The organism is Mesorhizobium sp. WSM4308, from assembly GCF_002294905.1.
Classification (GTDB): domain Bacteria; phylum Pseudomonadota; class Alphaproteobacteria; order Rhizobiales; family Rhizobiaceae; genus Mesorhizobium.
In genome coordinates this window covers 129,488-152,806 of record NZ_NSFW01000005.1, presented here as the reverse complement: position 1 = coordinate 152,806, position 23,319 = coordinate 129,488, and the positions used below count along the sequence as shown (strand labels likewise).

The 23,319-nt window shown below is 62.4% G+C and carries 22 protein-coding genes and 2 pseudogenes; 10 read left to right on the top strand and 14 right to left on the bottom strand.

What is annotated here, in order from left to right; all coding sequences use genetic code 11:
* Positions 1–37 precede the first annotated feature (37 nt).
* On the top strand, positions 38–1,168 hold the full coding sequence (locus tag CK227_RS11150; RefSeq protein ID WP_095770393.1) for a sugar ABC transporter permease: 1,131 nt from the start codon (positions 38–40) through the stop codon (positions 1,166–1,168).
* An 11-nt stretch (positions 1,169–1,179) separates the two neighbouring features.
* A complete protein-coding gene (locus CK227_RS11145; protein ID WP_095770394.1) occupies positions 1,180–2,097 on the top strand; it encodes a carbohydrate ABC transporter permease in 918 nt (305 codons plus the stop codon).
* Positions 2,098–2,311: 214 nt separating this feature from the next.
* Here the strand turns inward: CK227_RS11145 and CK227_RS11140 are convergent, their stop codons facing one another.
* A complete protein-coding gene (locus tag CK227_RS11140; protein WP_095770395.1) occupies positions 2,312–3,055 on the bottom strand; it encodes a creatininase family protein in 744 nt (247 codons plus the stop codon).
* Positions 3,056–3,058: 3 nt separating this feature from the next.
* Positions 3,059–3,685 carry an SIS domain-containing protein gene (locus tag CK227_RS11135; protein ID WP_245317955.1) on the bottom strand — a complete coding sequence of 209 codons (627 nt, stop codon included), beginning with the start codon at positions 3,683–3,685 and terminating at the stop codon, positions 3,059–3,061.
* 120 nt (positions 3,686–3,805) lie between these two features.
* Between CK227_RS11135 and CK227_RS11130 the strand changes: the two genes are divergently transcribed.
* Positions 3,806–4,828 carry an aldo/keto reductase gene (locus CK227_RS11130; protein WP_095770396.1) on the top strand — a complete coding sequence of 341 codons (1,023 nt, stop codon included), beginning with the start codon at positions 3,806–3,808 and terminating at the stop codon, positions 4,826–4,828.
* 199 nt (positions 4,829–5,027) lie between these two features.
* Here the strand turns inward: CK227_RS11130 and CK227_RS11125 are convergent, their stop codons facing one another.
* The 4 genes from CK227_RS11125 to clpP form a co-directional block, all read right to left on the bottom strand.
* Positions 5,028–5,300 (bottom strand): HU family DNA-binding protein, encoded by a 273-nt coding sequence (locus CK227_RS11125; RefSeq protein ID WP_006201846.1) that lies wholly within the window; start codon positions 5,298–5,300, stop codon positions 5,028–5,030.
* 197 nt (positions 5,301–5,497) lie between these two features.
* Entirely contained in the window at positions 5,498–7,909 is a 2,412-nt protein-coding gene (lon, locus tag CK227_RS11120) for an endopeptidase La (RefSeq protein WP_027046751.1), read from the bottom strand.
* A 273-nt stretch (positions 7,910–8,182) separates the two neighbouring features.
* Positions 8,183–9,457, bottom strand: a complete 1,275-nt coding sequence (clpX, locus tag CK227_RS11115; protein ID WP_010915651.1) for an ATP-dependent Clp protease ATP-binding subunit ClpX — start codon at positions 9,455–9,457, stop codon at positions 8,183–8,185.
* Positions 9,458–9,752: 295 nt separating this feature from the next.
* On the bottom strand, positions 9,753–10,382 hold the full coding sequence (gene clpP / locus CK227_RS11110) for an ATP-dependent Clp endopeptidase proteolytic subunit ClpP (protein WP_095770397.1): 630 nt from the start codon (positions 10,380–10,382) through the stop codon (positions 9,753–9,755).
* A 338-nt stretch (positions 10,383–10,720) separates the two neighbouring features.
* Between clpP and CK227_RS11105 the strand changes: the two genes are divergently transcribed.
* Both CK227_RS11105 and CK227_RS11100 read left to right on the top strand, forming a co-directional pair.
* Positions 10,721–11,311: a hypothetical protein gene (locus CK227_RS11105; protein ID WP_095770398.1), complete on the top strand. Its 591-nt coding sequence runs from the start codon at positions 10,721–10,723 to the stop codon at positions 11,309–11,311.
* A 111-nt stretch (positions 11,312–11,422) separates the two neighbouring features.
* Complete coding sequence (locus CK227_RS11100; protein WP_095770399.1) at positions 11,423–12,802, top strand: pyridoxal-dependent decarboxylase; 1,380 nt, start codon at positions 11,423–11,425, stop codon at positions 12,800–12,802.
* 29 nt (positions 12,803–12,831) lie between these two features.
* Here CK227_RS11100 and CK227_RS11095 read toward each other — a convergent pair whose 3' ends face one another.
* Positions 12,832–13,935 (bottom strand): FAD-dependent oxidoreductase, encoded by a 1,104-nt coding sequence (locus CK227_RS11095; RefSeq protein ID WP_095770400.1) that lies wholly within the window; start codon positions 13,933–13,935, stop codon positions 12,832–12,834.
* Positions 13,936–14,037: 102 nt separating this feature from the next.
* On the opposite strand from CK227_RS11095, the gene CK227_RS11090 reads away from it, so the two are divergent.
* Complete coding sequence (locus CK227_RS11090) at positions 14,038–15,288, top strand: cytochrome P450 (RefSeq protein ID WP_095770401.1); 1,251 nt, start codon at positions 14,038–14,040, stop codon at positions 15,286–15,288.
* Between the two features lie 178 nt (positions 15,289–15,466).
* Here CK227_RS11090 and CK227_RS11085 read toward each other — a convergent pair whose 3' ends face one another.
* From CK227_RS11085 to CK227_RS11060, 6 genes and pseudogenes are all read right to left on the bottom strand, one after another.
* Entirely contained in the window at positions 15,467–15,811 is a 345-nt protein-coding gene (locus CK227_RS11085; protein ID WP_179296311.1) for a cupin domain-containing protein, read from the bottom strand.
* A 6-nt stretch (positions 15,812–15,817) separates the two neighbouring features.
* On the bottom strand, positions 15,818–17,098 hold the full coding sequence (locus CK227_RS11080) for an O-acetylhomoserine aminocarboxypropyltransferase (RefSeq protein ID WP_095770403.1): 1,281 nt from the start codon (positions 17,096–17,098) through the stop codon (positions 15,818–15,820).
* A 160-nt stretch (positions 17,099–17,258) separates the two neighbouring features.
* Positions 17,259–17,780: a CoA-binding protein gene (locus CK227_RS11075; RefSeq protein WP_095770404.1), complete on the bottom strand. Its 522-nt coding sequence runs from the start codon at positions 17,778–17,780 to the stop codon at positions 17,259–17,261.
* A pseudogene (locus CK227_RS11070) lies at positions 17,777–18,558 on the bottom strand (AAA family ATPase). Before CK227_RS11070 ends, CK227_RS11075 begins: the two are co-directional and overlap by 4 nt.
* The gene (locus tag CK227_RS11065) at positions 18,558–18,980 is read right to left on the bottom strand and encodes a VOC family protein (RefSeq protein WP_095770405.1); all 423 of its coding nucleotides are present in this window, start codon (positions 18,978–18,980) and stop codon (positions 18,558–18,560) included. The pseudogene CK227_RS11070 and the gene CK227_RS11065 overlap by 1 nt, the downstream one beginning before the upstream one ends.
* Positions 18,981–18,982: 2 nt before the next feature.
* The gene (locus tag CK227_RS11060; RefSeq protein ID WP_095770406.1) at positions 18,983–19,804 is read right to left on the bottom strand and encodes an enoyl-CoA hydratase; all 822 of its coding nucleotides are present in this window, start codon (positions 19,802–19,804) and stop codon (positions 18,983–18,985) included.
* 155 nt (positions 19,805–19,959) lie between these two features.
* On the opposite strand from CK227_RS11060, the gene CK227_RS11055 reads away from it, so the two are divergent.
* The 4 genes from CK227_RS11055 to CK227_RS11040 all read left to right on the top strand — a co-directional run bounded on the left by CK227_RS11055 (position 19,960) and on the right by CK227_RS11040 (position 23,024).
* Positions 19,960–20,424 carry a PaaI family thioesterase gene (locus CK227_RS11055; RefSeq protein WP_095770407.1) on the top strand — a complete coding sequence of 155 codons (465 nt, stop codon included), beginning with the start codon at positions 19,960–19,962 and terminating at the stop codon, positions 20,422–20,424.
* A 215-nt stretch (positions 20,425–20,639) separates the two neighbouring features.
* On the top strand, positions 20,640–21,104 hold the full coding sequence (gene rplM, locus CK227_RS11050; RefSeq protein WP_010915638.1) for a 50S ribosomal protein L13: 465 nt from the start codon (positions 20,640–20,642) through the stop codon (positions 21,102–21,104).
* A 1-nt stretch (position 21,105) separates the two neighbouring features.
* Entirely contained in the window at positions 21,106–21,588 is a 483-nt protein-coding gene (gene rpsI / locus CK227_RS11045; RefSeq protein ID WP_027028580.1) for a 30S ribosomal protein S9, read from the top strand.
* A gap of 731 nt (positions 21,589–22,319) precedes the next feature.
* Complete coding sequence (locus CK227_RS11040) at positions 22,320–23,024, top strand: class I SAM-dependent methyltransferase (RefSeq protein WP_245317958.1); 705 nt, start codon at positions 22,320–22,322, stop codon at positions 23,022–23,024.
* An 11-nt stretch (positions 23,025–23,035) separates the two neighbouring features.
* Here the strand turns inward: CK227_RS11040 and CK227_RS11035 are convergent.
* A pseudogene (locus CK227_RS11035) lies at positions 23,036–23,311 on the bottom strand (hypothetical protein); the annotation flags it as partial.
* Positions 23,312–23,319 lie beyond the last annotated feature (8 nt).

The following is a 23,319-nucleotide window of genomic DNA, read 5'->3' as shown; positions in this document are numbered from 1 at the left end:
CCGGCACCGCCGGTCGCGAAGTGCCTACTGCAACTGGATGAGACGCTTGGCTGACCAGATTTTGCCCACCAATGATTGGCCGGCAAACGCCGTCCCATCCGACCTGATACCGCCAGGCCGCAAACGCTTGGGCTGGGCGGTGATGGCCGCTGCAACGCTCGGCCTGCTGGCAACGATCCTTGTCCAGATCCTCTACAAGAGCGAGGTCGATACGATCGGCTTCGACACATGGCGTCCCGTGGTCTACGCCTATGTGCTGTGGGGCGTGGCACTCGGCATCGGTCAGGTGCTGACGCGCGGCGAGGACGGCCAGCGCGCGCTGTTCCTGCTGCCGGCGCTGCTGTTCACCATCGCCATGGTGATCTTCCCGACACTGTTCGGCTTCTACATCGCGCTCACCGACTGGAACCTCTCCTCCTTCAGCGGCCGCAGGTTCAACGGGCTCGACAATTTCTGGCAGATGCTGGGAGATCCCTACTATCGCAACGCGCTGTTCAACATGGTGCTCTACGTGCTCGCCGTGCTGGTCGAATATGTCATAGCCTTCGGGCTGGCGCTGCTGCTCAACGCGCAGATCCGGGCGCGCAAATTCTTTCGCGTCGTCTTCCTGATGCCGCTGATGCTGTCGCCGGTCGCGGTGTCCTGGATGATCGGCAAATCGCTGATGGAGTATCGCTTCGGACCCGCGGCAACACTGGCGCGCCATCTCGGCTGGGACAATCCCGCCTTCTTCTCCGATCCCATCATCGCCCGCATATCGATCATGATACTGGATGCATGGACCTTCATCCCGTTCATGATGATCATGCTGCTCGCCGGCCTGCAGGCGATGTCGCGCGAGGTGCTGGAGGCCGCGCGCGTCGACGGCGCGACCACCTGGCAGACCTTCTGGCAGGTCACCTTCCCGCTGATGTTGCCGGTTTCGGTGACGGCGGTGATCCTGCGCATCATCTTCAAGCTGAAGCTGGCCGACATCATCATCACGGTGACTTCGGGCGGCCCCGGCGGCGCCACCGATTCCGTCTCCAGCTTCATCTATCGCGAATACCGCGACCGCTCCAATGTCGGCTACGGCACCATGCTGGCGATGGCCTATCTGGTCATCATCGTCGTGTTCGTGACCTGGCTGTTGAAACTCGCCAACCGCTTCGTGCGCAACGTCAATTGAGTGGCCGGATCATGAGCGTTCAGACCACCGAATACACCGTCTCCGAAATCCGTTCTCCGGCGAGCTTCATCACCAGCCGCGTCTTCATCTATGGCGCGCTGGTGTTCTGGGCCTTGATCTGCCTGTTTCCGATCTACTGGACGATAACGACCTCGTTCAAATCGGCGGTCGATGTCACGCAAGGCCATCTGATCCCCTTCGTCGACTTCCAGCCGGACTGGAAAGGCTGGCGTTCGCTCGGGCTGTCGCCGGATTCGATCTTCCAGACCTCCACGGTGCGCGATGAGTTCTTCAAGCGCTTCATGAACTCGGTCATCACCTCGGGCGGCGCATCGAGCCTCGCCATCGTCATCGGCAGCCTCGCCGCCTACGGCCTCACGCGCTACCGCTACAAGTTCGCCTGGTTCAAGAACGAGGACATCTCCTTCTTCTTCCTGTCGCAGTTGATCCTGCCGCCGGTGGTGCTCGCCCTGCCCTTCCTGGTGCTGTACCGCGAAGTCGGCCTGCTCGACACGCGCATCGGGCTGGTCCTGCTGTACACGCTGATGGTGCTGCCGATCGTCATCTGGATCATGCGCGACCAGTTCAACTCCATCCCGGTCGAGCTGGAAGAAGCAGCGCTCGTCGACGGCCTGTCGATCTGGGGGGCGTTCTTCCGCATCGTCATGCCGATCGCGCTGCCGGGCATGGTCGCCGCCTTCATCCTGGCGATGGTGCTGTGCTGGAACGAATATTTCTTCGCTGCCCTTCTGACCTCGACCGATGCCAAGACCATTCCTGTCATGGTGGCGAGCCAGACCGGCTCGCAAGGCATCAACTGGTGGTCGATGGCAGCCCTTGCCACCGCCGCGATCGCGCCGCTGGCGGTCATCGGCATCGCGCTGGAACGCTATCTCATCATGGGCATGACGGCGGGAGCCGTGAAGTAGGCCGCCCTGTCTTCCCTTCTCCCCTTGTGGGAGAAGGTGGCCGAGCGAAGCTCGGTCGGATGAGGGGTGTTGGCAGGATCACAACACTGAAGATATAAGCGCTTAAAATCACTCTATATTTTGACGCCGCATTTCGTCCAGCACCCCTCATCCGGCTCGGCGCTGCGCGCCGATCCACCTTCTCCCACAACAAGGGGGAGAAGGTCGAACCGCGCTAGGCCTTCAGGATGGCGCGTAGGTGATCCATGATCATCGCGACGCCCTTGTTCCCAAGTTCCGCCGATGCATCCTTGGCGCTCGCCGTGTACCAGCCGGTATTGTCGGCGAAGCGGGCGGCGTCGACCGCCTCCGGACACAGCGCCAGCATCAGTGACGTCTCGCCGATGCCGGCATGGTCGAACGGATATTTGCCATTCATGGCGGCCGGCATCAGCGGATGGACCTGCACCCAGTTGAAGAAATTTTCACCGGCGGCATGTCCGGCATAATAGTCGGCCATGTCCTTCGAGCCCCACCAGCCCTCGCCGCGCTGCTTCTCGAGGAAACGGAAGATCGCCTGGCGGCCGGCGGTCTTGAAGGCGAGATCGGTCGGCATGCCGGCGGCGAAATTCTCGGTCTGGTGGTGGATGATGGCGTGGATGTTGCGGAAACCGATACGCAGCAGGCTGTAGAACAGTTCCTCGCCGAACGGCGCCAGCTGGTTGCCGCCGACCTGCACCGAGCCGGAACCTTCCGGCGGCGCCACTGCGTAGCTCGCGGCGCCGTAGTAGAAGGGGGGCAGGATGACGACATCCCTCTCCTTCTCGAACAGTTCCAGCGTCTTGATGACGGCCAGCGTATCCATGCCGACGGCCATGTGCTCGCCATGGTACTCGAGCACGCCGAGCGGCAGGGCGACCGGCCAATTCTCGGCAATCGCCTTGCGGATCTGGTGCGGCAGCATCAGTTCATAGTGCATGATCTATTCCATATTGGTATGGCGGGCACGCATGGCCTGGGGCGAAGCACCGATCAGGGATTTGAGCTTCAGCACCATCACCTCGAACAGCAGGAACAGCGCGCCTTCGAATACCGAGCCCATCGGCAGGACCGAAGTGCTTTGCGGCCCCTGGTCATTGGCCATGGTCTGGGCCGGAATGAGCAGCGTGGCATCGGCCAACCCCGCCGCGCTGCCGCCGGCCTGGGCGGTGAGCAGCAGATTGGTCGCGCCGGCATCGCGCGCGACGCGCATCAAGGTCAGCACCGTCGAGGTTTCTCCCGGTCCCGAACTGGCCAGGAAGACGCCACCAGGCCCCAAGGGCGGCGTGGTCATGTCGCCGACCACCGAGACCGGCAGGCCGAGATGATAGAGCCGCATGGCGAAACCCTTGACCTGCAACGCCTCGCGGCCGCAGCCATAGACGACGATCTGTCTGGCTTCGGCCAGCAGCTTGCAGGCCGCGCCGATCTGGCTGTCATCCACGCGCGCCAGCACGCCGCCGAGTTCGTCGAGCGCGGTCTTGAACAGATTTTCGTCCCGGTCGCTCACGACAAACCCACCCTCGAAATCCTCCTCGGACTTTTTCACGAACAGCTTGATTTCATTCATGCTAGCAACCGCGAAAATGCGTGTCCAACGCCGCGCAGCGCTTTTGCCTGGTCGCAGGCATGATAGTGTCATGTCAGATAAATCAGCTCACACAGATCAACCCCGGGAAAATTGCAGGACATGAAGACACGGCATTTCGACCGCATCGGCAATGGCGGCCTCACCTTTACGGAGCTCGGCTTCGGCACGGCACCGCTCGGCAATCTCTACCGCGCCGTTTCGGACGAGGATGCCAAGGCCACGCTCGACGCCGCCTGGGCGACAGGCTGCCGCTACTACGACACCGCGCCGCTGTACGGGCTTGGCCTGTCGGAAACACGCCTCAACCCCTTCCTGCGCGGCAAGAAGCGCGACGACTATGTGCTGTCGAGCAAGGTCGGCCGCCTCATGCGCGCCTGCCCGCCGGAGCAGCGCACGGCCATCGGCAAGTTCTTCGACACGCCATCACGCCAGGAGGTCTACGACTACAGCTATGACGGCGTCATGCGTTCGTTCGAAGCCTCGCTCGAGCGGCTCGGCGTCGACAGGATCGACATACTGTTCGTGCACGATGTCGACATCTTCACCCATGGCAGCAAGGAGGCGTCCGACCGGCGCATCGAAGAATTCATGCGCTCGGGCTACTATGGACTCCTGTCGCTTCGCGACCAGGGCGCGATCAAGGCGTTCGGCGGCGGCATCAACGAATGGCAGGTTGCCCAGACATTGGCCGAGCGCGGCGATTTCGACCTGTTCCTGCTGGCCGGGCGCTACACGCTGCTGGAACAGGAGGCGCTGACATCCTTCCTGCCCCTTTGCCAGAAGCGCGGCATCGGTATCGTCCTTGGCGGCCCTTACAATTCCGGCATCCTGGCGACAGGACCGAAGCCCGGCGCCTACTACAACTATTCCGAGGCGCCGAAGGACATTCTCGAGCGGGTCGCCGGCATCGAGGCTGTCTGCAAACGCCATGGCGTCAGGCTGATCGAGGCGGCGCTGCAGTTTCCGCTGCTGCATCCCTCGGTCGTTTCGGTGATCCCCGGAGGCCAGCGGCCGAGCGAAGTCGAAAGCAACCGGGCACTGCTCGACGCGAAACTGCCGGCAGCGCTGTGGGCCGACCTCAAGAAGGAGGGCTTGATGCGCGACGACGCGCCGACCGCATAGGAGCGTTGCCGCCTCTAATTCGGGCCAAAAAAAGAAAAGCCTGGCAAGCGCGGCTTTTCTGGTCGCGTGTACCGGCGTCGGGCACAAAAAATGAAAAGCCGGGCAAGCCCGGCTTTTCTGGTCGCGTGTGCCGGCATTGGGCACAAAAAATGAAAAGCCGGGCAAGCCCGGCTTTTCTGTCTCTGAAAAGAAAAAACGCTTAGTTGACTGCGTCCTTCAGGCCTTTGCCGGCCGAGAACTTCGGCACGGTGCGTGCCGGGATCTTCACTTCGGCGCCGGTCTGCGGGTTGCGGCCGGTCGAGGCGGCACGCTTTGACACGGTGAAATTGCCAAAGCCGACAAGCCGGACATCGCCGCCCTTCTTCAGTTCGCCGGTGATGACGGAAAATACCGCATCGACCGCCGACTGCGCGTCACCCTTCGAAATGCTCGCGGCGTCGGCGACAGCGGACACCAGTTCGTTCTTGTTCATAAAAATTCCCTTCCATGAGAACACCGGAACTAACGACTCATCCGGCAGGAAACGGACTTTAGAAAGAAGCGTTGCCGCAACCAAGTCGAAAAGCCTGGAAAAAATGGAAAAAAGCCCGGAAATCCGGGGTTTTTCACATGAAAAAGCCGGGCACGAGGCCCGGCTTTCCGTTTGTGCACTGCAACCTTAGAAGGAATCTAATGTGCAAGCGACTTTCCAGCATCGTCGGCACTGTCGGTCGTGGCCGGCGGATTGACCGGTTCGACCCATTCGATCGGCTCCGGCATACGCACCAGTGCGTGGCGCAACACCTCGCCGACGCGCGAGACCGGAATGATCTCCATGCCGTTCTTCACATTGTCCGGAATCTCCGCCAGATCCTTGGCATTGTCTTCCGGGATCAGCACCTTCTTGATGCCGCCGCGCAGAGCGGCGAGCAGCTTCTCCTTGAGGCCGCCGATCGGCAAGATGCGGCCGCGAAGCGTTATCTCGCCGGTCATCGCCACATCGGCCCGGACCGGAATGCCCGTCAGCACCGACACAATGGCTGTGGCCATGGCAGCACCCGCGGACGGACCATCCTTCGGCGTGGCGCCTTCCGGCAAGTGCACGTGGATGTCGCGCTTGTCGAACAGCGGCGGCTCGATGCCGAAATCGAGAGCTCTTGAGCGGACATAGGACGCCGCCGCCGAGATCGATTCCTTCATCACGTCGCGCAGATTGCCGGTCACCGTCATGCGGCCCTTGCCGGGCATCATGACACCTTCGACCGTCAGCAATTCGCCGCCGACTTCCGTCCAGGCAAGACCGGTGACGACACCGACCTGATCGTCGGCCTCGACCTGACCGAAGCGATAGCGCTGGACACCGAGGTAGTCGGCGAGGTTCGCCGCCGTGATGCTCACCGTCTTCTTCTTCGTCTTCAGGATCTCGGTCACGGCCTTGCGCCCGAGCTTCATCAGCTCGCGCTCCAGGCTTCTGACACCCGCTTCACGCGTGTAGGTCTGGATGATGGCACGGATCGCATCCTCGCCGACAGAGAACTCCTTCGGCTGCAGCGCGTGATCGCGGATCACCTTCGGCATCAGGTGCCGCTTGGCGATCTCGATCTTTTCGTCCTCGGTGTAGCCGGCGATACGGATGATCTCCATGCGGTCCATCAAGGGCGCAGGGATGTTCAGCGTATTGGCCGTCGTCACGAACATCACGCTCGACAGGTCGTATTCGACCTCGAGGTAATGGTCCATGAACGTCGAGTTCTGTTCGGGATCGAGCACCTCGAGCAGCGCCGACGACGGATCACCACGGAAGTCCTGGCCCATCTTGTCGATCTCGTCGAGCAGGAAGAGCGGGTTGGACTTCTTCGCCTTCTTCATCGACTGGATGACCTTGCCGGGCATCGAACCGATATAGGTGCGCCGATGGCCACGGATCTCGGCTTCGTCACGCACGCCGCCGAGCGCCATGCGGATGAACTCGCGACCGGTCGCCTTGGCGATCGACTTGCCGAGCGAGGTCTTGCCGACGCCGGGAGGGCCGACGAGGCACAGGATCGGCCCCTTCAGCTTCTTCTGGCGGCTCTGCACGGCCAGATACTCGACGATGCGGTCCTTGACCTTGTCGAGACCGAAGTGATCGGTGTCGAGCACGTTCTGGGCGTAGGCCAGGTCCTGCTTGACCTTGGAGTTCTTGCCCCACGGGATCGACAGCAGCCAATCGAGGTAGTTGCGCACGACGGTCGATTCCGCCGACATCGGCGACATCGTCCGCAGCTTCTTCAACTCGGCTTCCGCTTTTTCGCGGGCCTCCTTGGAGAGCTTGGTCTTCTTGATGCGCGCCTCGATCTCGGCGGCCTCGTCGCGGCCGTCCTCGCCCTCGCCGAGCTCCTTCTGGATCGCCTTCATCTGCTCGTTGAGGTAGTATTCGCGCTGCGTCTTCTCCATCTGGCGCTTGACGCGCGAACGGATGCGCTTCTCCACCTGCAGGACGGAGATTTCGGCTTCCATGAAGCCCATCGCCTTTTCCAGCCGCTCCTTGACCGAGAGCGTGGCCAGCATTTCCTGCTTTTCAGGGATCTTGATGGCGAGATGCGAGGCAACCGTATCGGCGAGCTTGGAATAGTCGTCGATCTGGCTGGCGGCACCCACCACTTCAGGCGAGATCTTCTTGTTCAGCTTGACGTAGTTCTCGAAGTCAGTGACGACCGAGCGGGCCAGCGCCTCAACCTCGACCTCCTCCTCTTCCGGCTCGACCAACGCGGTGGCGCGGGCCTCGTGGAAATCGGGGCGGTCGGTGAACGAAACGATCTTGGCACGCGAAGCACCTTCGACCAGGACCTTGACGGTGCCGTCGGGCAGCTTCAGCAATTGCAGCACATTGGCGAGCGTGCCGATGTCGAAGATCGCATCGGGCTCGGGATCGTCATCGGCAGCATTCATCTGGGTGGCAAGCAGGATCTGCTTTTCCTGACCCATCACCTCTTCCAGCGCCTTGATCGACTTTTCGCGCCCGACAAAGAGCGGAACGATCATGTGCGGGAACACCACGATGTCGCGCAGTGGGAGTACTGCGAAGACGCCGTCGCTGGGAGCCTTGGATATTTTGGCCATTGTCCAACCTTTCATGTCGCGGTCGCCATCAGGCCAACCGCGAATCTTATATTAACGACCGGGGATCGTTCCGCCTACCACCGTTTGTGACGGGAGTTTTACAGCACAGAAATCGGGCACCTCGGCCTTCTCGTGTTAGGTGGATGCAGGCAGGCCAAAGATCAAGAGTTAACATCGCCTGCTATCCACTCCATCACTGAGGTCGCGTGCCCTACACAGCAAAACGGCGCCGCGACGGCGCCGTTCCACAAAAATATGCAGCGACGTGCCATGTCAGGCGCTGACGTTGCCCTTCTTTTCCTTCTGTTCGGAGTAGATGTAGAGCGGCCGGGCGCTGCCGGTCACCACTTCTTCCGAAATCACCACTTCGCGCACGCCTTCGAGCGCCGGCAGTTCGAACATGGTGTCGAGCAGGATGGCTTCCATGATCGAACGCAGGCCGCGCGCGCCGGTCTTGCGCTCGATAGCGCGCTTGGCGATCGCCGACAGCGCGTTCTCGTGGAAGGTCAGGTCGACATTTTCCATCTCGAACAGCCGCTGGTACTGCTTGACCAGCGCGTTCTTCGGCTCGGTCAGGATCTGGATCAGCGCCGGCTCGTCGAGGTCCTCCAGCGTCGCCAGAACGGGCAGACGGCCGACGAATTCCGGAATGAGGCCGAACTTCAGCAGATCCTCGGGCTCGACCTGGCGGAAGATGTCACCGGTGCGGCGGTCCTCCGGCGAGGCGACCGTGGCGCCGAAACCGATCGAGGTCTTGCGGCCGCGATCCGAGATGATCTTGTCCAGGCCGGCAAAGGCGCCACCGCAGATGAACAGGATGTTGGCGGTGTCGACCTGCAGGAATTCCTGCTGCGGATGCTTGCGGCCGCCCTGCGGCGGCACGGAAGCGACGGTGCCTTCCATGATCTTCAGCAGCGCCTGCTGCACGCCCTCGCCCGACACGTCGCGGGTTATCGAGGGATTGTCGGACTTGCGCGAAATCTTGTCGATCTCGTCGATGTAGACGATGCCGCGCTGGGCCCGCTCGACATTGTAGTCGGCCGACTGCAGGAGCTTCAGGATGATGTTCTCGACGTCCTCGCCGACATAACCGGCTTCGGTCAGCGTCGTGGCGTCGGCCATGGTGAAGGGCACGTCGATGATGCGGGCCAGCGTCTGCGCGAGCAGCGTCTTGCCGCAACCGGTCGGGCCGATCAGCAGGATGTTGGATTTGGCCAGCTCGACATCGTTGTTCTTGCCGGCATGCGCGAGGCGCTTGTAGTGGTTGTGGACGGCCACCGACAGCACGCGCTTGGCGTAGGGCTGGCCGATGACATAGTCGTCGAGAACCTTGAGGATCTCCTGCGGTGTCGGCACGCCCTCGCGCGACTTCACCATCGAGGTCTTGTTCTCCTCGCGGATGATGTCCATGCAGAGCTCGACGCATTCGTCGCAGATGAAGACCGTCGGGCCGGCGATCAGCTTGCGCACCTCATGCTGGCTTTTGCCGCAAAACGAGCAATAAAGCGTGTTCTTCGAGTCACCGCTGTTGTTGCCGACCTTGCTCATTTTCCTGTCCTTTCATCGCCGCCCGCCGATGGTCTGGCTGAAAGGGCGCATACTCTATTTATCGCGGGAATCCGCCGCCGCCAGTGTCCCGGCTCCCGCAACGTATTCCGTACGAAACACAAATCAGAAAACGTGGCAATGATTCGCAGCAACCCCACACAAAGCTAAGCCGTCGAAAATCAACATAGCCTTAACGTAGGCAATCCCGACCGTCGAGGGAACAGCCAATTGTGGCCGAAATGCCGCAAGACGCGCCAAAAGCGCGTGATGGTGTCATCCAACTGCCACCAAGCCCTTATGCCACGGCGCTTTCAACCGGCTCGCGCGACGAAATGACCTTGTCGATGAGGCCGAAATCCTTGGCTTCGTCGGCGGTCATGAAATGGTCGCGGTCGAGCGTGCGTTCGATCTCCTCGTAGCTCTTGCCGGTGTGCTTGACATAGACCTCGTTGAGACGGCGCTTCAGCTTGACGATATCCATGGCATGGCGCTCGATGTCGGAGGCCTGGCCCTGGAAGCCGCCGGACGGCTGGTGAACCATGATGCGGGCGTTCGGCGTGGCGAAGCGCATGTCCTTATGGCCGGCGGTCAAAAGCAGCGAGCCCATCGAGGCCGCCTGGCCGATGCAGAGCGTCGACACGGCCGGCTTGATGAACTGCATGGTGTCGTAGATCGCCATGCCCGAAGTGACCACGCCACCCGGCGAATTGATGTAGAGGTTGATTTCCTTCTTCGGATTTTCGGCTTCGAGGAACAGGAGCTGCGCGCAGACCAGCGTCGCCATGCCGTCCTCGACCGGACCGGTGATGAAAATGATGCGCTCCTTGAGGAGGCGCGAGAAGATGTCGTAGGCCCGCTCGCCGCGATTGGTCTGTTCGACCACCATCGGAACGAGGTTCATGTAGGTTTCGACGGGGTTTTTCATCAGTTATCTCTTATCTCGCGGTGGGATTCCGGCGCCGGGAATGCTGGCAGATCGGGCAGAATCGGTTCTGGATCGTTGTTCCGTAGATAGGATGCCGGCTCATCCTTGTGCAAGGCCGACCCGTCCTAGCCATCTGGGTAAGTCGAATCAAGCTTTACGGCCAAGGATTCGCATCGCTGACGCTTGCGCCGGTCAAGGGCAGACGGTACCGGCCCGCAACGTAGCAGTTTCTTAACCGCGTCACTTAACGAAATGCGCCAAAACCGCTTTTCTGAGCGGCGTCTTTCCCTACAATTCAACGTTGAACTTGTGCCTGCGGTTCAAACAGGGGGAGTGTCATGTTCAGGAGAAGCGCATCCTTCGCCATTGCCGGGCTGGCCATGCTCGGCACGACTTCGCAGACGGCGGCCGGCGGCCGCGCGGTGGAATGCTACGAACCGGTCCGCACGCCTGACCTCTACGACACCGTCTATGAAGACGCGATGGTCAGCCCGCCGGGCCAGCAGGTCGACTACACCCCGCCCATCTACGGCACACGCGAACGCGTGGTGATGACCGTTCCGGCGCAGGTGACCTACGAAATCGTGCCCGCCGTCACCCGCACCGTCTACCACACGGTGAGGGTCGACGACGGCGGCTATTCCTGGGAATGGCGCGTCATCCATGGCCGCAAGGTGCTGTGCAAGGTCTGGCACAAGGCGCGCTACGGGCGCGTCGCCGAGACGGTGGTGATCCAGCCTGAACGTACGCGGCGGGTCGTCATCCCGGCGCAATATGACAGGATCGCCGAGGAAGTCCTGGTGCAGCCGGAGCAAAGGCGCGTCATCGACGTCCCTGCCTCCTACCAGACCGTCGCGCGGCGCGTGCTGGTCCGCGAAGGGTCGTCGGGCTGGCGGCGCGTGCATATTCCGAGGCACTGCCAGGATTAGCTGCCTTCACGCCGATCACGGCCACCAAATAGTTCCTAATGATGAGAGGTTGTTGGATTTCGACCGGAACGATAGCCTGCGCCCCGGCAGCATTTCGGCGGGGCTGAGAACATGCGCGACCTGGAAGTTTCCAATCAAGAACTATCAGATCTTGCGGACGAAGCCATGGGGCTCGCCAAAAGCTATTGGGCGTCTCTTGAGGGGCGTCGGACGTACCCGTTGACCAGCGGCAAACACACGACCGAACTCTTCTCGCGACCTTGGCTCGAGAACGGTCGAGGTCGAGAAGTCTTGCAGGACTTCAAGTCGATCACGGAGCACGTGCGACCTTCCACAGGCAGATTCTTCGGTTACGTCGTCGGCTCGGGCGAGCCGGTCGGCGCGCTGGGAGAGTTGCTCGCTGCGGCGCTCAATCAGAATGTGACCTCGTGGCGATCGGCGCCGGCGGCGACATCGATCGAACGCGCCGTTGTCGGATGGCTGGCGGAGGCTGTTGGCTGCGCCGGATTTACCGGCAGCCTGTGCGGCGGCGGCTCGACGGCCAACCTCATGGCCTTGGCGATGGCGAGGGAAGCGAAGTTGCCCGCCAACGAAACAGGTGCACGGCCCTGCGTGGTCTATGCTTCCGAACAAGTGCACATGTCCATTCCCAAGGCCGTCGCTCTGCTCGGCATCGGCAGAAAAAACCTTCGCCTGATCCCTGTCGACGACAAATTCAGAATGCGACCGGATGCTCTCCAGGCAGCAATTGTTGCCGACCGCGAGGCCGGGAACATGCCCATCGCCATCGTGGCCACCGTCGGCACCATCATCTCCGGCGCGATTGATCGCCTCCCCGAAATTGCGGACATCGCCGGCAGGGAAGCGCTCTGGATGCATGTCGATGGTGCCTATGGAGGACTGGCGGCCCTGGCGGTGCCGGAAAAGTTCCAGGGGTTGTCTTCAGCCGATTCGCTGTCGCTCGATGCGCATAAATGGCTCTATCAGCCACTCGATTGCGGCTGTCTGCTTTATCGCCACCCAGAGATCGCGCGAACGACCTTTTCGCACAGCGACGACTACGTCAGGATACTGAGCGATGACCCTACCGAAGCATTTGCCTTCTTCGAGGAGTCGATCGAACTCTCTCGACGCTTCCGTGCGTTGAAGCTCTGGATGTCGCTGCAGTACCACGGACGCCGCGCCTATCGCGAAGCCATCACGCGCGATCTCCGCCATGCGCAGATGCTCGCCCAGGCAATCGCGTCGCAGCCGGAGCTGGAACAGCTTGCGCCGGTATCGCTAAGCGCCGTCTGTTTCCGCCACCGCTCGAAGGACAACGAAGCCATCCTGCGCCGCGTGATCGCGCGCGGCCGGGTGTATCTGTCGAACGCGACGATCAACGGTCACTTCGCGCTGCGGGCGTGTTTCGTCAATCACAGAACGACCCCAGATGATGTGCGGGCGATTGTGTCCGAAGTCATGGCCGCCGCCGACGCGCTCAATCGCTAAGCCGCCGCGAGTCTTCGATCTGGTGCGGTTCAGGCCACCTCCGCCCGAAGCCACGCCTTCAGGCCGGCGATGTCGCCATCGCCAACGGCGACGGCTACGCGCCTGCCGACCGCGGCACCGAACTTGTAGCCATGGCCAGAGCAGGCCGAGACAACAAGGCACTTGCCCTTCGCATGCGCCATGAATTTCTCATCGGCGGTGAAGGTGTAGGCGCAGGTGACCACCTCGGTCACCTCATATTCCTGGATGCGGGCGATCGGCGGCGAAAACAGGTTGCGGATCGCCTCGCCCTCGCCCGGCACAGGCTGACGGTTCCAGTCGGCGTCGCTCGTCGGCACCTTGTGCAGACCTGAGCCGAATTTCATGCCGGCACCGCCGGAGGGCGGAATGACGTAGCCATCGACAGCGCCGCCGACGTCGAGGACGACCGGTGCCGCCTCCCAGGCCGCCTTCAGCTCGGCCGGCGGTTCGACATAGGCAAGGGCTGTTCGATAGGTCTTCAGTTCGCCGCCCAGTTCCGGAAGCAGCTTCAGCACCCAGGCGCCAGCGGCGACGACGACGCGGTCGGCCTGCATGGCTTCGCCGCTTTCGAGCACGATGCGGCCAGTGTCGGAGTCGATCGCGGTCACCTTGCTGTGTTCGTAGACATTGGCGCCGTTGGTACGCAGCCAGGCGGCAAGGCCGGAAGCGATCTTGCGGCAGTGGAGCGCGCCGCCCTCCGGCGAATAATAGGCATAGCGGAACGTGCCCGGCTCGAGGAAAGGCCAGCGCTTGACCGCGGCGTCGGGTTCGAACAGTTCGAACGGAAAATTCCCCTCCTCCAGGCCCTCGCGGTTTTCCTCGGCCTCGTCGCCCGGTTCGCGCGAAATGCAGACGAATCCGCGCGCATCGAGGTGGCTTTCGCCGAGATCGGCCCACATCTCGTCCCAGGCCTCATAGGCTTCGGTGATCAGCCGCCCGTAGCCGGTTCCGGTGCGGTAGGCGCGACGGATGATGCGGTGATGGTCGCCGGACGCGGCCAGCGGGTTGGGGATCGGCCCCTGCTCGACGATCGACACGCTGTGGCCGGCCTTGACCAGCGACCATGCCGTGGAGAGACCGGCAATCCCCGCGCCGACAACGATCACGTTCATCCGCTCAGACCTTCCGCGCGCATTGGCTGGCTCAATTCATTGGAGTGCGGGCGCCAACATACGGTCTGGAATGCGGCTGGCAAGCCGCGCTATGGGTCTGGCATGACCAATTCGACACTCCCCTATCTTGCCTTCGATCCAGCCACTCGCCGGCTGCGTCTCGACCCGCACGAGCCGGCTTTCTTCCTGAACCCGTATGTGGCTTACGCCGTCCTGCACGGCGTCTCGAACGCCTTTTTCTGGGAGGAATTCGGCTTCTGGTGCTTTGGCGGCTTCGACGATGTCAACCGGCTGCTGCGCGACCGCCGCTTCGGCCGCCAGAACCCGGCCGGCATTCCCGACAGCCGGGGTGTCGGCCAGGACCGCAGCCATCTCAAGGCGTTCGACGGCATTGAAGCCAACTCCATGCTCGAATTGGAACCGCCCGTGCACACGCGTCTGAGAACCTTGGTCAACCGGGCCTTCGTCTCGCGCCAGGTCGAGCGGCTGCGGCCACGGGTCGAGGCGCTCGCCAACGAGCTGATCAACCGCTTTGACCCGGCCGGACCGGTCGACCTTTTGCCTGCCTTCGCTTCTCCCCTGCCGATCACCATCATCGCCGAAATGCTCGGCGTGCCGGTCAAGATGGGCCCGCAACTTCTCGACTGGTCCCATGAAATGGTCGCCATGTACATTCATGGCCGCACGCGCGAGACCGAGGAGACGGCCAACCGCGCCGCGGGTGAATTTGCCGATTTCCTGCGCGGCTACGTCACCGAGCGGCGCAACAATCCCGGCGACGACCTCCTGTCGCTGCTGATTTCGGCACAGGAGGACGGCCAGAGGCTGTCCGAGGACGAAATGGTGTCCTCGGCAATCCTGCTGCTCAATGCCGGCCATGAAGCGACCGTGCATCAGACCGGCAACGCGGTGCGCTCGATCCTGGCGCAAGGCGGCGATCCCAGCCGCTTCTTCACCTCGGCGGAAGCGACCGCCGCAACCGTCGAGGAATGCCTGCGCTTCGACGCGCCGCTGCATATGTTCACGCGCTACGCCTACCAGGAAATCGAGATTGCACCCGGCATCATCGTGCAGCCGGGCCAGACCATCGGGCTTTTGCTCGGCATGGCCAATCATGATCCGCACGCTTTTGCCGAACCGCAGGCCTTCTGGCCGGATCGGAGCGACCAGAAGAACGTGTCCTTCGGCGCCGGCATCCATTTCTGCATCGGCGCGCCGCTGGCCCGGCTCGAACTGCAGGTGTCGTTGAGGACTTTGTTCGAGCGGCACCCGCGGTTGCATCTTGCCGAAACCCCGCGCTTCCGCGACACTTACCACTTCCATGGGCTGGAAACGCTCGCCGTCGGCTTCTGAACGATCGCGGGCGAGACTGTTTTGGAGACCGGCGACGGCGTTCGCATTGGCGTAGCTGTGCGCCTGGCTGGGGACCACAGCACTCGCCCACGCCGATATCGAAGTCCAGGACGCCGATCTGCTGACGGCGCATGACAAAGCGTCGGAAGCCTGCCTAAGCCAGTTTCCGGCGAAGTGATCACAGCTTGATCACATACTCCTTGCGGGTGGTTTCAAGCACTTCCCAGCTGCCCTTGAAGCCCGGCCTCAACACGAAACTGTCACCCGACTTGACGGTGCGCGCTTGCCCACCGTCTTCCGCGATCACCGAAACGCCGGACAGGATGTGACAGAATTCCCATTCGTCATAGACGATGCGCCATTTGCCGGGAGTCGCTTCCCAGATGCCCGCATAGAGGCCGCCGTCCCGCTCCTCGACGTTCCAGGTGCGGAATTTTGGATCGCCCGAGATCAGGCGATCCGGCGCGGGCGCGCCGGATTCGGGTTCGACGCTCTTGGTGTCGACGGAAAGGAAAGCGGCCATCAGCAATCAGACCTTGGCGAGTGCCTGTTCGAGGTCGGCGACGATATCAGTGACATCCTCGATGCCGATCGAAAGCCGCACGGTGTCCGGGCCGGCGCCGGCCTTGACCTTCTGCTCGTCGGAAAGCTGGCGGTGCGTGGTCGACGCCGGATGGATGACCAGCGACTTGGTGTCGCCGACATTGGCCAGGTGCGAGAACAGTTCCAGCGCCTCGACGAATTTGACCCCAGCCTCGTAGCCGCCCTTGAGGCCGAAGGTGAACACGGCGCCTGCGCCGAGCGGCGAGTATTTCTTCTGCAGCGCATTGTTCTTGTCGCTGGGCAGGCCGGGATAATTCACCCAGGCGACCTTGGGGTGGTTGGACAGCCAGCCGGCAACCGTGACCGCATTGTCGCAATGACGCTGCATGCGCAGCGGCAAGGTTTCCAGGCCGGTCAGGATAAGGAAGGCGTTGAAGGGCGAGATCGCCGGGCCGAGGTCGCGCAGGCCAAGCACGCGCGCGGCGATAGCGAAGGCGAAATTGCCGAAAGTTTCGTGCAGGACGAGGCCGCCATATTCGGGGCGCGGTTCCGACAGCATCGGATATTTGCCCGACTTCGACCAGTCGAAGGTGCCACCATCGACAATGACGCCGCCGATCGAATTGCCATGGCCGCCGATGAACTTGGTCAGCGAATGCACGACGATATCGGCGCCGTGCTCGATCGGACGGATCAGATAGGGCGAGGCCAGCGTGTTGTCGACGATCAGCGGTAGACCGTGCCTGCGGGCGATGTCGCCGATCTTCTCGATGTCGACGAAAGTGCCGCCCGGATTGGCCAGGCTCTCGATGAAGATCGCCTTGGTCCTGTCGTCGATCTGGCTTTCGAAGGTCGAGATGTCGTTGGTGTCGGCCCAACGGACTTCCCAGCCGTAATTCTTGAAGGCATGGCCGAACTGGTTGATCGAACCGCCATAGAGCCTTGTTGCGGCGACGAAATTGTCGCCCGGCTGCATCAGATTGTGGAACACGATGACCTGCGCGGCGTGGCCGGATGCGACTGCAAGGGCAGCAGTGCCACCCTCGAGTGCCGCAACGCGCTCTTCAAGCACGGCCTGCGTCGGGTTCATGATACGGGTATAGATGTTGCCAAACGCCTTCAGGCCGAACAGGGACGCGGCGTGGTCGGCATCATCGAAGACGAAGGAGGTCGTCTGGTAGATCGGCGTGGCGCGCGCGCCGGTGGCCGGATCGGGCTTGGCGCCGGCATGGACGGCGAGCGTGTTGAAACCGGGCATACGGGTCACTTAAAACCTCCCTCAAGAACTTCTCAGAATTCGCTGGGCATTCTTGGCGAAGCCCGGCTCGGAATGCAAAGAAGAAAATACCCTTCGGCGTGGGACCTTCGACCAAGCTGCAGGAAAATACGGCGCCAGCCGGAATAATTTTGCGCTTCTCGCCCGCGGCCTATTTCTGGCGCACGCCGAAACTCTGGAAGCCCTGGCGCATCAGCGGCTTCTTGGACGACAGCACCCCGGAATTGACGCCGGTCCAGCCGATCTCGCCGGAGAGCTTGCCGTATTCGATCTTCGGACAGCGGTTCATCACCACCTTGATGCCGGCGGATTCGGCGCGCGTGGCAGCCTCGTCATGGCGCACACCGAGCTGCATCCAGACGACTTTCGGCAAGGGATCGAGCCGCAATACCTCGTCTACGATGCCCGGCACCGCGGTCGCGGCGCGGAAGATGTCGACCATATCGATCGGCTCCGGAATATCGGCCAGCCTGGCATAGGTCGTCCGGCCGAGAATTTCCTTTCCGGCCTGGCCAGGATTGACCGGAAACACCGAAAAGCCCTTGGCCAGCAGGTATTTCAGCACGAAATAGCTCGGCCTGACGTCATTGGCCGACGCGCCGACCATAGCGATGGTCTTCACCGAATTGAGGATGCCGGCGATGTAGGTGTTGTCGTAGCTATCGTGATTCATGCCTCGTCCTCATACAACGCCTCGGCGAGAAAACCATCCGGGTCGTTGCTGAAATCGCGCAACAGGCGGAAGTGGTCCGTATCACGAAAGTCGGCGGGCTCGAGCCCGAACCGGCTGATGCGGAACAGCCGCGCGCCGGGACAGGCCATCAACAATGGCGAGTGCGTCGCCATGATCACCTGCGCGGTGCCGGACTGGTCCATGCGCCGCAGCATTTTCAGCAGTTCGATCTGGCGCGACGGCGAAAGCGCGCTCTCCGGCTCGTCGAGAATGTAGATGCCTTGCCTGCGGCAGCGTTCCTCGAAGAAACGGATAAAACCCTCGCCATGCGACCAGGACAGGAAATCCGGCGGCGGCGGCTTGGACGGATCTTCCAGCGCCGCCTGGTCGAGGTACCGGGCACCGAATAGAAGGATTCGGCGCGAAAGAACCAGCCGGCGGTTACCTTCGGCAGCCAGTGGCCGCGCAAAGTGTCTGCCAATGCCGCGCCGCTCTTGTCGATGGCACCGGAATGGTCAACAGGCCTGTACCCCTTGCCGCCGCCGGCCTCGTCATAGCCGGCCAAAGCACCAATCGCTTCCAGCAGCGTCGATTTGCCTGTGCCGTTCTCGCCGACGATGATGGTGATCGGCGTGGTGAATTCGAGTTCGAATTCGCGGCCGCGAAACAGCGGCAGGTTCCAGGGGTACTTGTCCCAGTCGGACACTCGCTGTTTATCGAGCAGGACACGCTTGAGGTATGGCGCCTTGAGCCGCGTCAGCTGTTTGCGGTAGGCCATCAAGCAGGCAGCGAAATCGTGCCGTCCGCCGCGATCGGAAAGGCCGGATTGTGTGCGACTTCCCAGACATGCCCGTCCGCATCGGCGAAATAGCCGTACCAGCCACCCCAGAAGGCGCGGCCTGCCGGCTTGACGATGCGGCCGCCGGCCTTTTCCGCCGTGGCGAGCAACTCGTCGACTTCGACGTCGGAGCGGGTGTTGTAGGCGAGGTAGACGGCGGACGGCGCCTTGGCGAATGCGATGCCGGAATCCGCCTCGGCGCTGGCGCGCGGGAACAGGCCGAGAATGACGCCACCCATCTGGAAGAAGGCGACACCGTCGGTGATGCCGGCATGCCGTTTCAGCCCCATGGTTTCGTAGAAGCGCACGGCGCGGTCGAGGTCATCCGTTGCAATCGTGACGATGGAGATGCGCGGCTCCACGGCTACTCGTCCGTCCATTCCGGCTTGCGCTTGCCGATGAAGGCGCCGATGCCTTCTTCCGCGTCGCGCGCCAGCATGTTCTCGACCATGACGCGGCCGGTATAGGCATAGGCGTCCGCCAGGCCCATTTCGGCCTGCGCGTAAAAGGCCTCCTTGCCGGTCTTGACCACCAAAGATGATTTGGAAGCAATGGTTTGCGCGTATTTACTGACGATCTGATTCAGGTATTCGCGCGGCACGACACGGTTGACCAGGCCGAATTCCTTGGCGGTTGCCGCGTCGATCGTCTCGCCGGTCAACAGCATCTCCATCGCCTGCTTGCGCGAGACGTTGCGCGACAGAGCCACCATAGGCGTCGAGCAGAACAGGCCGATATTGACGCCCGGTGTGCAGAAGGTCGCCTCATTCGAGGCGATCGCCAGGTCGCAACTGGCGACAAGCTGCAGGCCGGCGGCGGTCGCCAGGCCGTCGACTTCGGCGATGACCGGCACGGGATGGCGCACGATAGCCTGCATCAGTTGGGCGCAAGCGGCGAATGTCTCTTCGAAGAAAGCCTTGCCGCGATCGGCATCGGCGCGGCGCGCCGTCATTTCCTTGAGATCATGGCCGGCGCAGAACACCTTTCCGGCCGCCGACAGGATGATGACACGAACCGCCTTGTCGGCCTTGGCGCGGTCGAGTTCGGCCGTCAGCGCCGCCATCACCGCGAGCGACAAAGCGTTGGCTGGCGGATTGGCGAGCGTTAGGCGCAGCACGCCCTTGTCCAGCCTGGTCGTGACCGGCCCCTCGACAGCGACAGGCTTGATGGCAAGGATTTCGGCCATGGCTAAGGTCTCCGCGATTCCGGTCGGGCTTATGGACTATCTAATATCGGATTGGCCTTCGTCCAACACCCATCGCTTACGCCAGAAGGCCGAAGGTGTTGCCAGCAATGCCTTGCCGCGCTCATACAGGCTTGGCGTAAAAGCGAGAGACCGACATGCCTGCCCAGACCAATCTCAAGCCGGTGCTGACCGCAGCTCAAGTCAATGTGCTGATGGAAACCGTCTATCCTCAGCTCAACGACCAGTTCAAATATTATGAGGCGATCGACGTTTTCCCAGGCGGCTGCACCGTACGGCTCAATGCCGGCGAGCGGCATTTGCGTCCCGGCGGCACGGTATCCGGTCCGTCGCTGTTCACGCTGGCCGACATTGGCGGCTATGTCTGCGTGCTTTCCCATGCCGGGCCGGATGCGCTGTCGGTTACGATCAACCTCGACATCAACTTCGTGCGCAAGGCCGAGGCCGGGCCGATCGATGGCCATTGCCGGATCCTAAAGCTCGGAAAGAGCCTGATGGTGTTCGACATCGACATCGTCGCCGGCCCGGAGGGACAAACAATCGCGCACGCCACGGGCACCTATTCGATCCCGCCGAAGCGCACCGGCGATGTGGTAAAATAATACCTTTTTACTATGCCATTGTTTTCACTGCTGTTTCTTCGCTAGATGGCTTTTTGATCGACTTGACGCGCAATTCCCCCTCGCCTATAAGCCCTCACGAAGCAGCGGCCCGCAAAGGCCGCCGTTTTGTTATTGGCGGCGGGCAAGCGCCTCATCGCCAATCCAAGCAACAAGAAACGCCTTCTCCTTGAAGGTCAAAACCGAGAGCAGAAAACATGACAACCTTTTCGCAGAAGCCTGCGGATGTGGTGAAGAAGTGGATCCTGATCGACGCCGAGGGTCTCGTCGTCGGCCGTCTCGCCACTGTCATCGCCAATCATCTTCGCGGCAAGCACAAGCCGACCTTCACCCCGCATGTCGACGACGGCGACAATGTCATCGTCATCAATGCCGACAAGGTGGTGTTCACCGGCAAGAAGTTCACCGACAAGGTCTATTACTGGCACACCGGCCACCCCGGCGGCATCAAGGAGCGCACCGCGCGCCAGCTGCTCGAGGGCCGTTTCCCCGAGCGTGTCGTCGAGAAGGCCGTTGAGCGCATGGTCCCGCGTGGCCCGCTCGGCCGTCGCCAGATGAAGAACCTGCGCGTCTATGCAGGCGCCGAGCATCCGCATGTCGCCCAGCAGCCAGAAGTCCTCGACGTGGCCAAGCTGAATTCCAAGAACAAGAAGGTCGCATAAGATGGCTGAGCTTTCCTCGCTCGCAGAACTGGGCGCCGCCACGGGCAACACCAATACCCAGCCGGCAGCCCCCGTCCACGTCCAGAAGCTCGACAAGTCGGGCCGCGCCTATGCCACCGGCAAGCGCAAGAACGCCATTGCGCGCGTCTGGGTGAAGCCGGGTTCCGGCAAGATCGTCGTCAACGACAAGGAATTCGCGACCTATTTCGCGCGTCCGGTCCTGCAGATGATCCTCAACCAGCCGATCATCGCTTCCAACCGTTCGGGCCAGTACGACATCGTCGCCACCGTCGTCGGCGGCGGCCTCTCCGGCCAGGCCGGTGCGGTGCGTCACGGCATCTCCAAGGCGCTGACCTACTACGAGCCGGCGCTGCGCGCCGTGCTCAAGAAGGGCGGCTTCCTGACCCGCGACAGCCGCGTCGTCGAGCGCAAGAAGTACGGCAAGGCGAAGGCCCGCCGCAGCTTCCAGTTCTCGAAGCGCTAAGCGCTCCGCAGTTTGGACAATCGAAAAGGCCGCCTCCGGGCGGCCTTTTTGCGTTGCGCATCCCTATCCTGCGGAATGGTCCGCGTTGCGGATGAACAGGGAACGCGCAGAGCGCCGCGCCGGCCACCGCAAGCGCCGAGGCGAGGAAGGCAATCTGCATGCCCTGGATCGTGCCCAACCCCAAAGGCGGAGCCGAACACGCGACACCAATCGCCCCACCTGACTGGCGCACGGTATTGAGCACGCCCGAGGCTGTTCCCGACATCGCCGTCGGCACGGACGACAGCAGCGCCGTGGTCATGGCGGGCACGGCGAGACCAATGGCGACCGGCAGGGACAGCAGCCGCCACAGACGGCGCCGGTCAGCGAAAACAGCGTCAGCACGACAAGCCCTTGCCCGGTCCAGTCGATCGGCGGCTTCCCGGCAATTCGCGCCGCCTCATGCCCCCTCCCCAATAGCATATGACAACACTGTAGCCGTCCGGGCGCGGCATTCGATAGATGCAAGCCGTGTTGCACATCCGGAAAATGTCAGGCTCGGCAAATTTGCTGAGGCCCGTCGCGCGCGGCGCGGCACCATGCTACGAAACGGGACCGGCCTTTTCGGTCCAAAGGATATTTGGATAGGTAGTTCTTAGGGAAGGTCGCAGATGTCACCCGAACCGATCAAATTCACCGACGGCGCGGCTTACGAGCGCTTCATGGCTCCCTGGAGCCGATCCGCCGGGGCTTTGTTCCTCGACTGGCTGGCGCCGGGCTCCGGACGGGCCTGGGTTGATGTCGGTGCCGGCAACGGCGCGTTCACTGAGCTCATTCTAGCGAAGTCCGCCCCTTCGTCCGTTTGCGCGATCGATCCCTCCGACGCGCAGATTGCGACTGCTCGGCAAAAAATCTCGGCAAAGCAGGTCGAGCTGTTGATTGGCGATGCGATGGCCCTTCCCTACGACGCCAACCGCTTCGACGTCGCTGTGATGGCGCTGGTGCTGTTCTTCGTCCCCGACCCGCGCAAGGGCGCCTCGGAAATGCTCCGCGTCACCAAGCCCGGCGGCATTGTCGCGTCCTACACCTGGGACGTCATGCGCGGCGGCACCCCTACGCAGCATTTGTGGGAGGAGATGGACGCGATGGGCAAACCGGCCGCACGTCCGCCGAGCGCGGAGGTCTCGCGTTTCGCGGCGCTGAAGGCGCTTTGGGCGGAGCTCGGCATCCGCGATGTCGAGACGCGCGAGCTTGTCGTCGAACGCGCCTTCGCTGACTTCGACGATTATTGGCTATCCATGGTCGTGAGCAGCCCGAGCGGAATCGTCGGGAAGCTGTCGGATGCGGAGAGCGCGGAGCTGAAACGCCGACTAAAGGACAGACTGCCGGCAAGCGCCACGGGAGCGATCACGGTTCACGCCTGGTCGACGGCGATCAAGGGGCGAAAGGCCGCTTAATGCGCGGCGCCTTACGTCGCCGCTTTCTTCTTCCTTCTTCGCCTTCGGCTTGCCGGCTTCGATGCGACCGGCGCTTCCAGCGTGCCCTAGATCGAGGACAGGCGGCCGGACGTGAACGTGTAGATGCCCGCACGCCGGCCGGTCGTCCAGGTGACCACAGCGACGCGCCGGCCGGCACCGTCACAGGAGAGATTGACGTTCGAGGGCGCGCCGATGCCGCGCACCACGTCGCATTCGGTGTGGCCGAGCCCGACCGTGCCGCCCATGGCCGCGGGCGCCGTCGTCGATGTAAACG

Coding starts and splice junctions, on each gene's coding strand:
- CK227_RS11150 (WP_095770393.1), top strand. CDS start 38: ATGAGACGCTTGGCTGACCAGATTTTGCCCACCAATGATTGGCCGGCA.
- CK227_RS11145 (WP_095770394.1), top strand. CDS start 1,180: ATGAGCGTTCAGACCACCGAATACACCGTCTCCGAAATCCGTTCTCCG.
- CK227_RS11140 (WP_095770395.1), bottom strand. CDS start 3,055: ATGCACTATGAACTGATGCTGCCGCACCAGATCCGCAAGGCGATTGCC.
- CK227_RS11135 (WP_245317955.1), bottom strand. CDS start 3,685: ATGAATGAAATCAAGCTGTTCGTGAAAAAGTCCGAGGAGGATTTCGAG.
- CK227_RS11130 (WP_095770396.1), top strand. CDS start 3,806: ATGAAGACACGGCATTTCGACCGCATCGGCAATGGCGGCCTCACCTTT.
- CK227_RS11125 (WP_006201846.1), bottom strand. CDS start 5,300: ATGAACAAGAACGAACTGGTGTCCGCTGTCGCCGACGCCGCGAGCATT.
- lon (WP_027046751.1), bottom strand. CDS start 7,909: ATGGCCAAAATATCCAAGGCTCCCAGCGACGGCGTCTTCGCAGTACTC.
- clpX (WP_010915651.1), bottom strand. CDS start 9,457: ATGAGCAAGGTCGGCAACAACAGCGGTGACTCGAAGAACACGCTTTAT.
- clpP (WP_095770397.1), bottom strand. CDS start 10,382: ATGAAAAACCCCGTCGAAACCTACATGAACCTCGTTCCGATGGTGGTC.
- CK227_RS11105 (WP_095770398.1), top strand. CDS start 10,721: ATGTTCAGGAGAAGCGCATCCTTCGCCATTGCCGGGCTGGCCATGCTC.
- CK227_RS11100 (WP_095770399.1), top strand. CDS start 11,423: ATGCGCGACCTGGAAGTTTCCAATCAAGAACTATCAGATCTTGCGGAC.
- CK227_RS11095 (WP_095770400.1), bottom strand. CDS start 13,935: ATGAACGTGATCGTTGTCGGCGCGGGGATTGCCGGTCTCTCCACGGCA.
- CK227_RS11090 (WP_095770401.1), top strand. CDS start 14,038: ATGACCAATTCGACACTCCCCTATCTTGCCTTCGATCCAGCCACTCGC.
- CK227_RS11085 (WP_179296311.1), bottom strand. CDS start 15,811: ATGGCCGCTTTCCTTTCCGTCGACACCAAGAGCGTCGAACCCGAATCC.
- CK227_RS11075 (WP_095770404.1), bottom strand. CDS start 17,780: ATGAATCACGATAGCTACGACAACACCTACATCGCCGGCATCCTCAAT.
- CK227_RS11060 (WP_095770406.1), bottom strand. CDS start 19,804: ATGGCCGAAATCCTTGCCATCAAGCCTGTCGCTGTCGAGGGGCCGGTC.
- CK227_RS11055 (WP_095770407.1), top strand. CDS start 19,960: ATGCCTGCCCAGACCAATCTCAAGCCGGTGCTGACCGCAGCTCAAGTC.
- rplM (WP_010915638.1), top strand. CDS start 20,640: ATGACAACCTTTTCGCAGAAGCCTGCGGATGTGGTGAAGAAGTGGATC.
- rpsI (WP_027028580.1), top strand. CDS start 21,106: ATGGCTGAGCTTTCCTCGCTCGCAGAACTGGGCGCCGCCACGGGCAAC.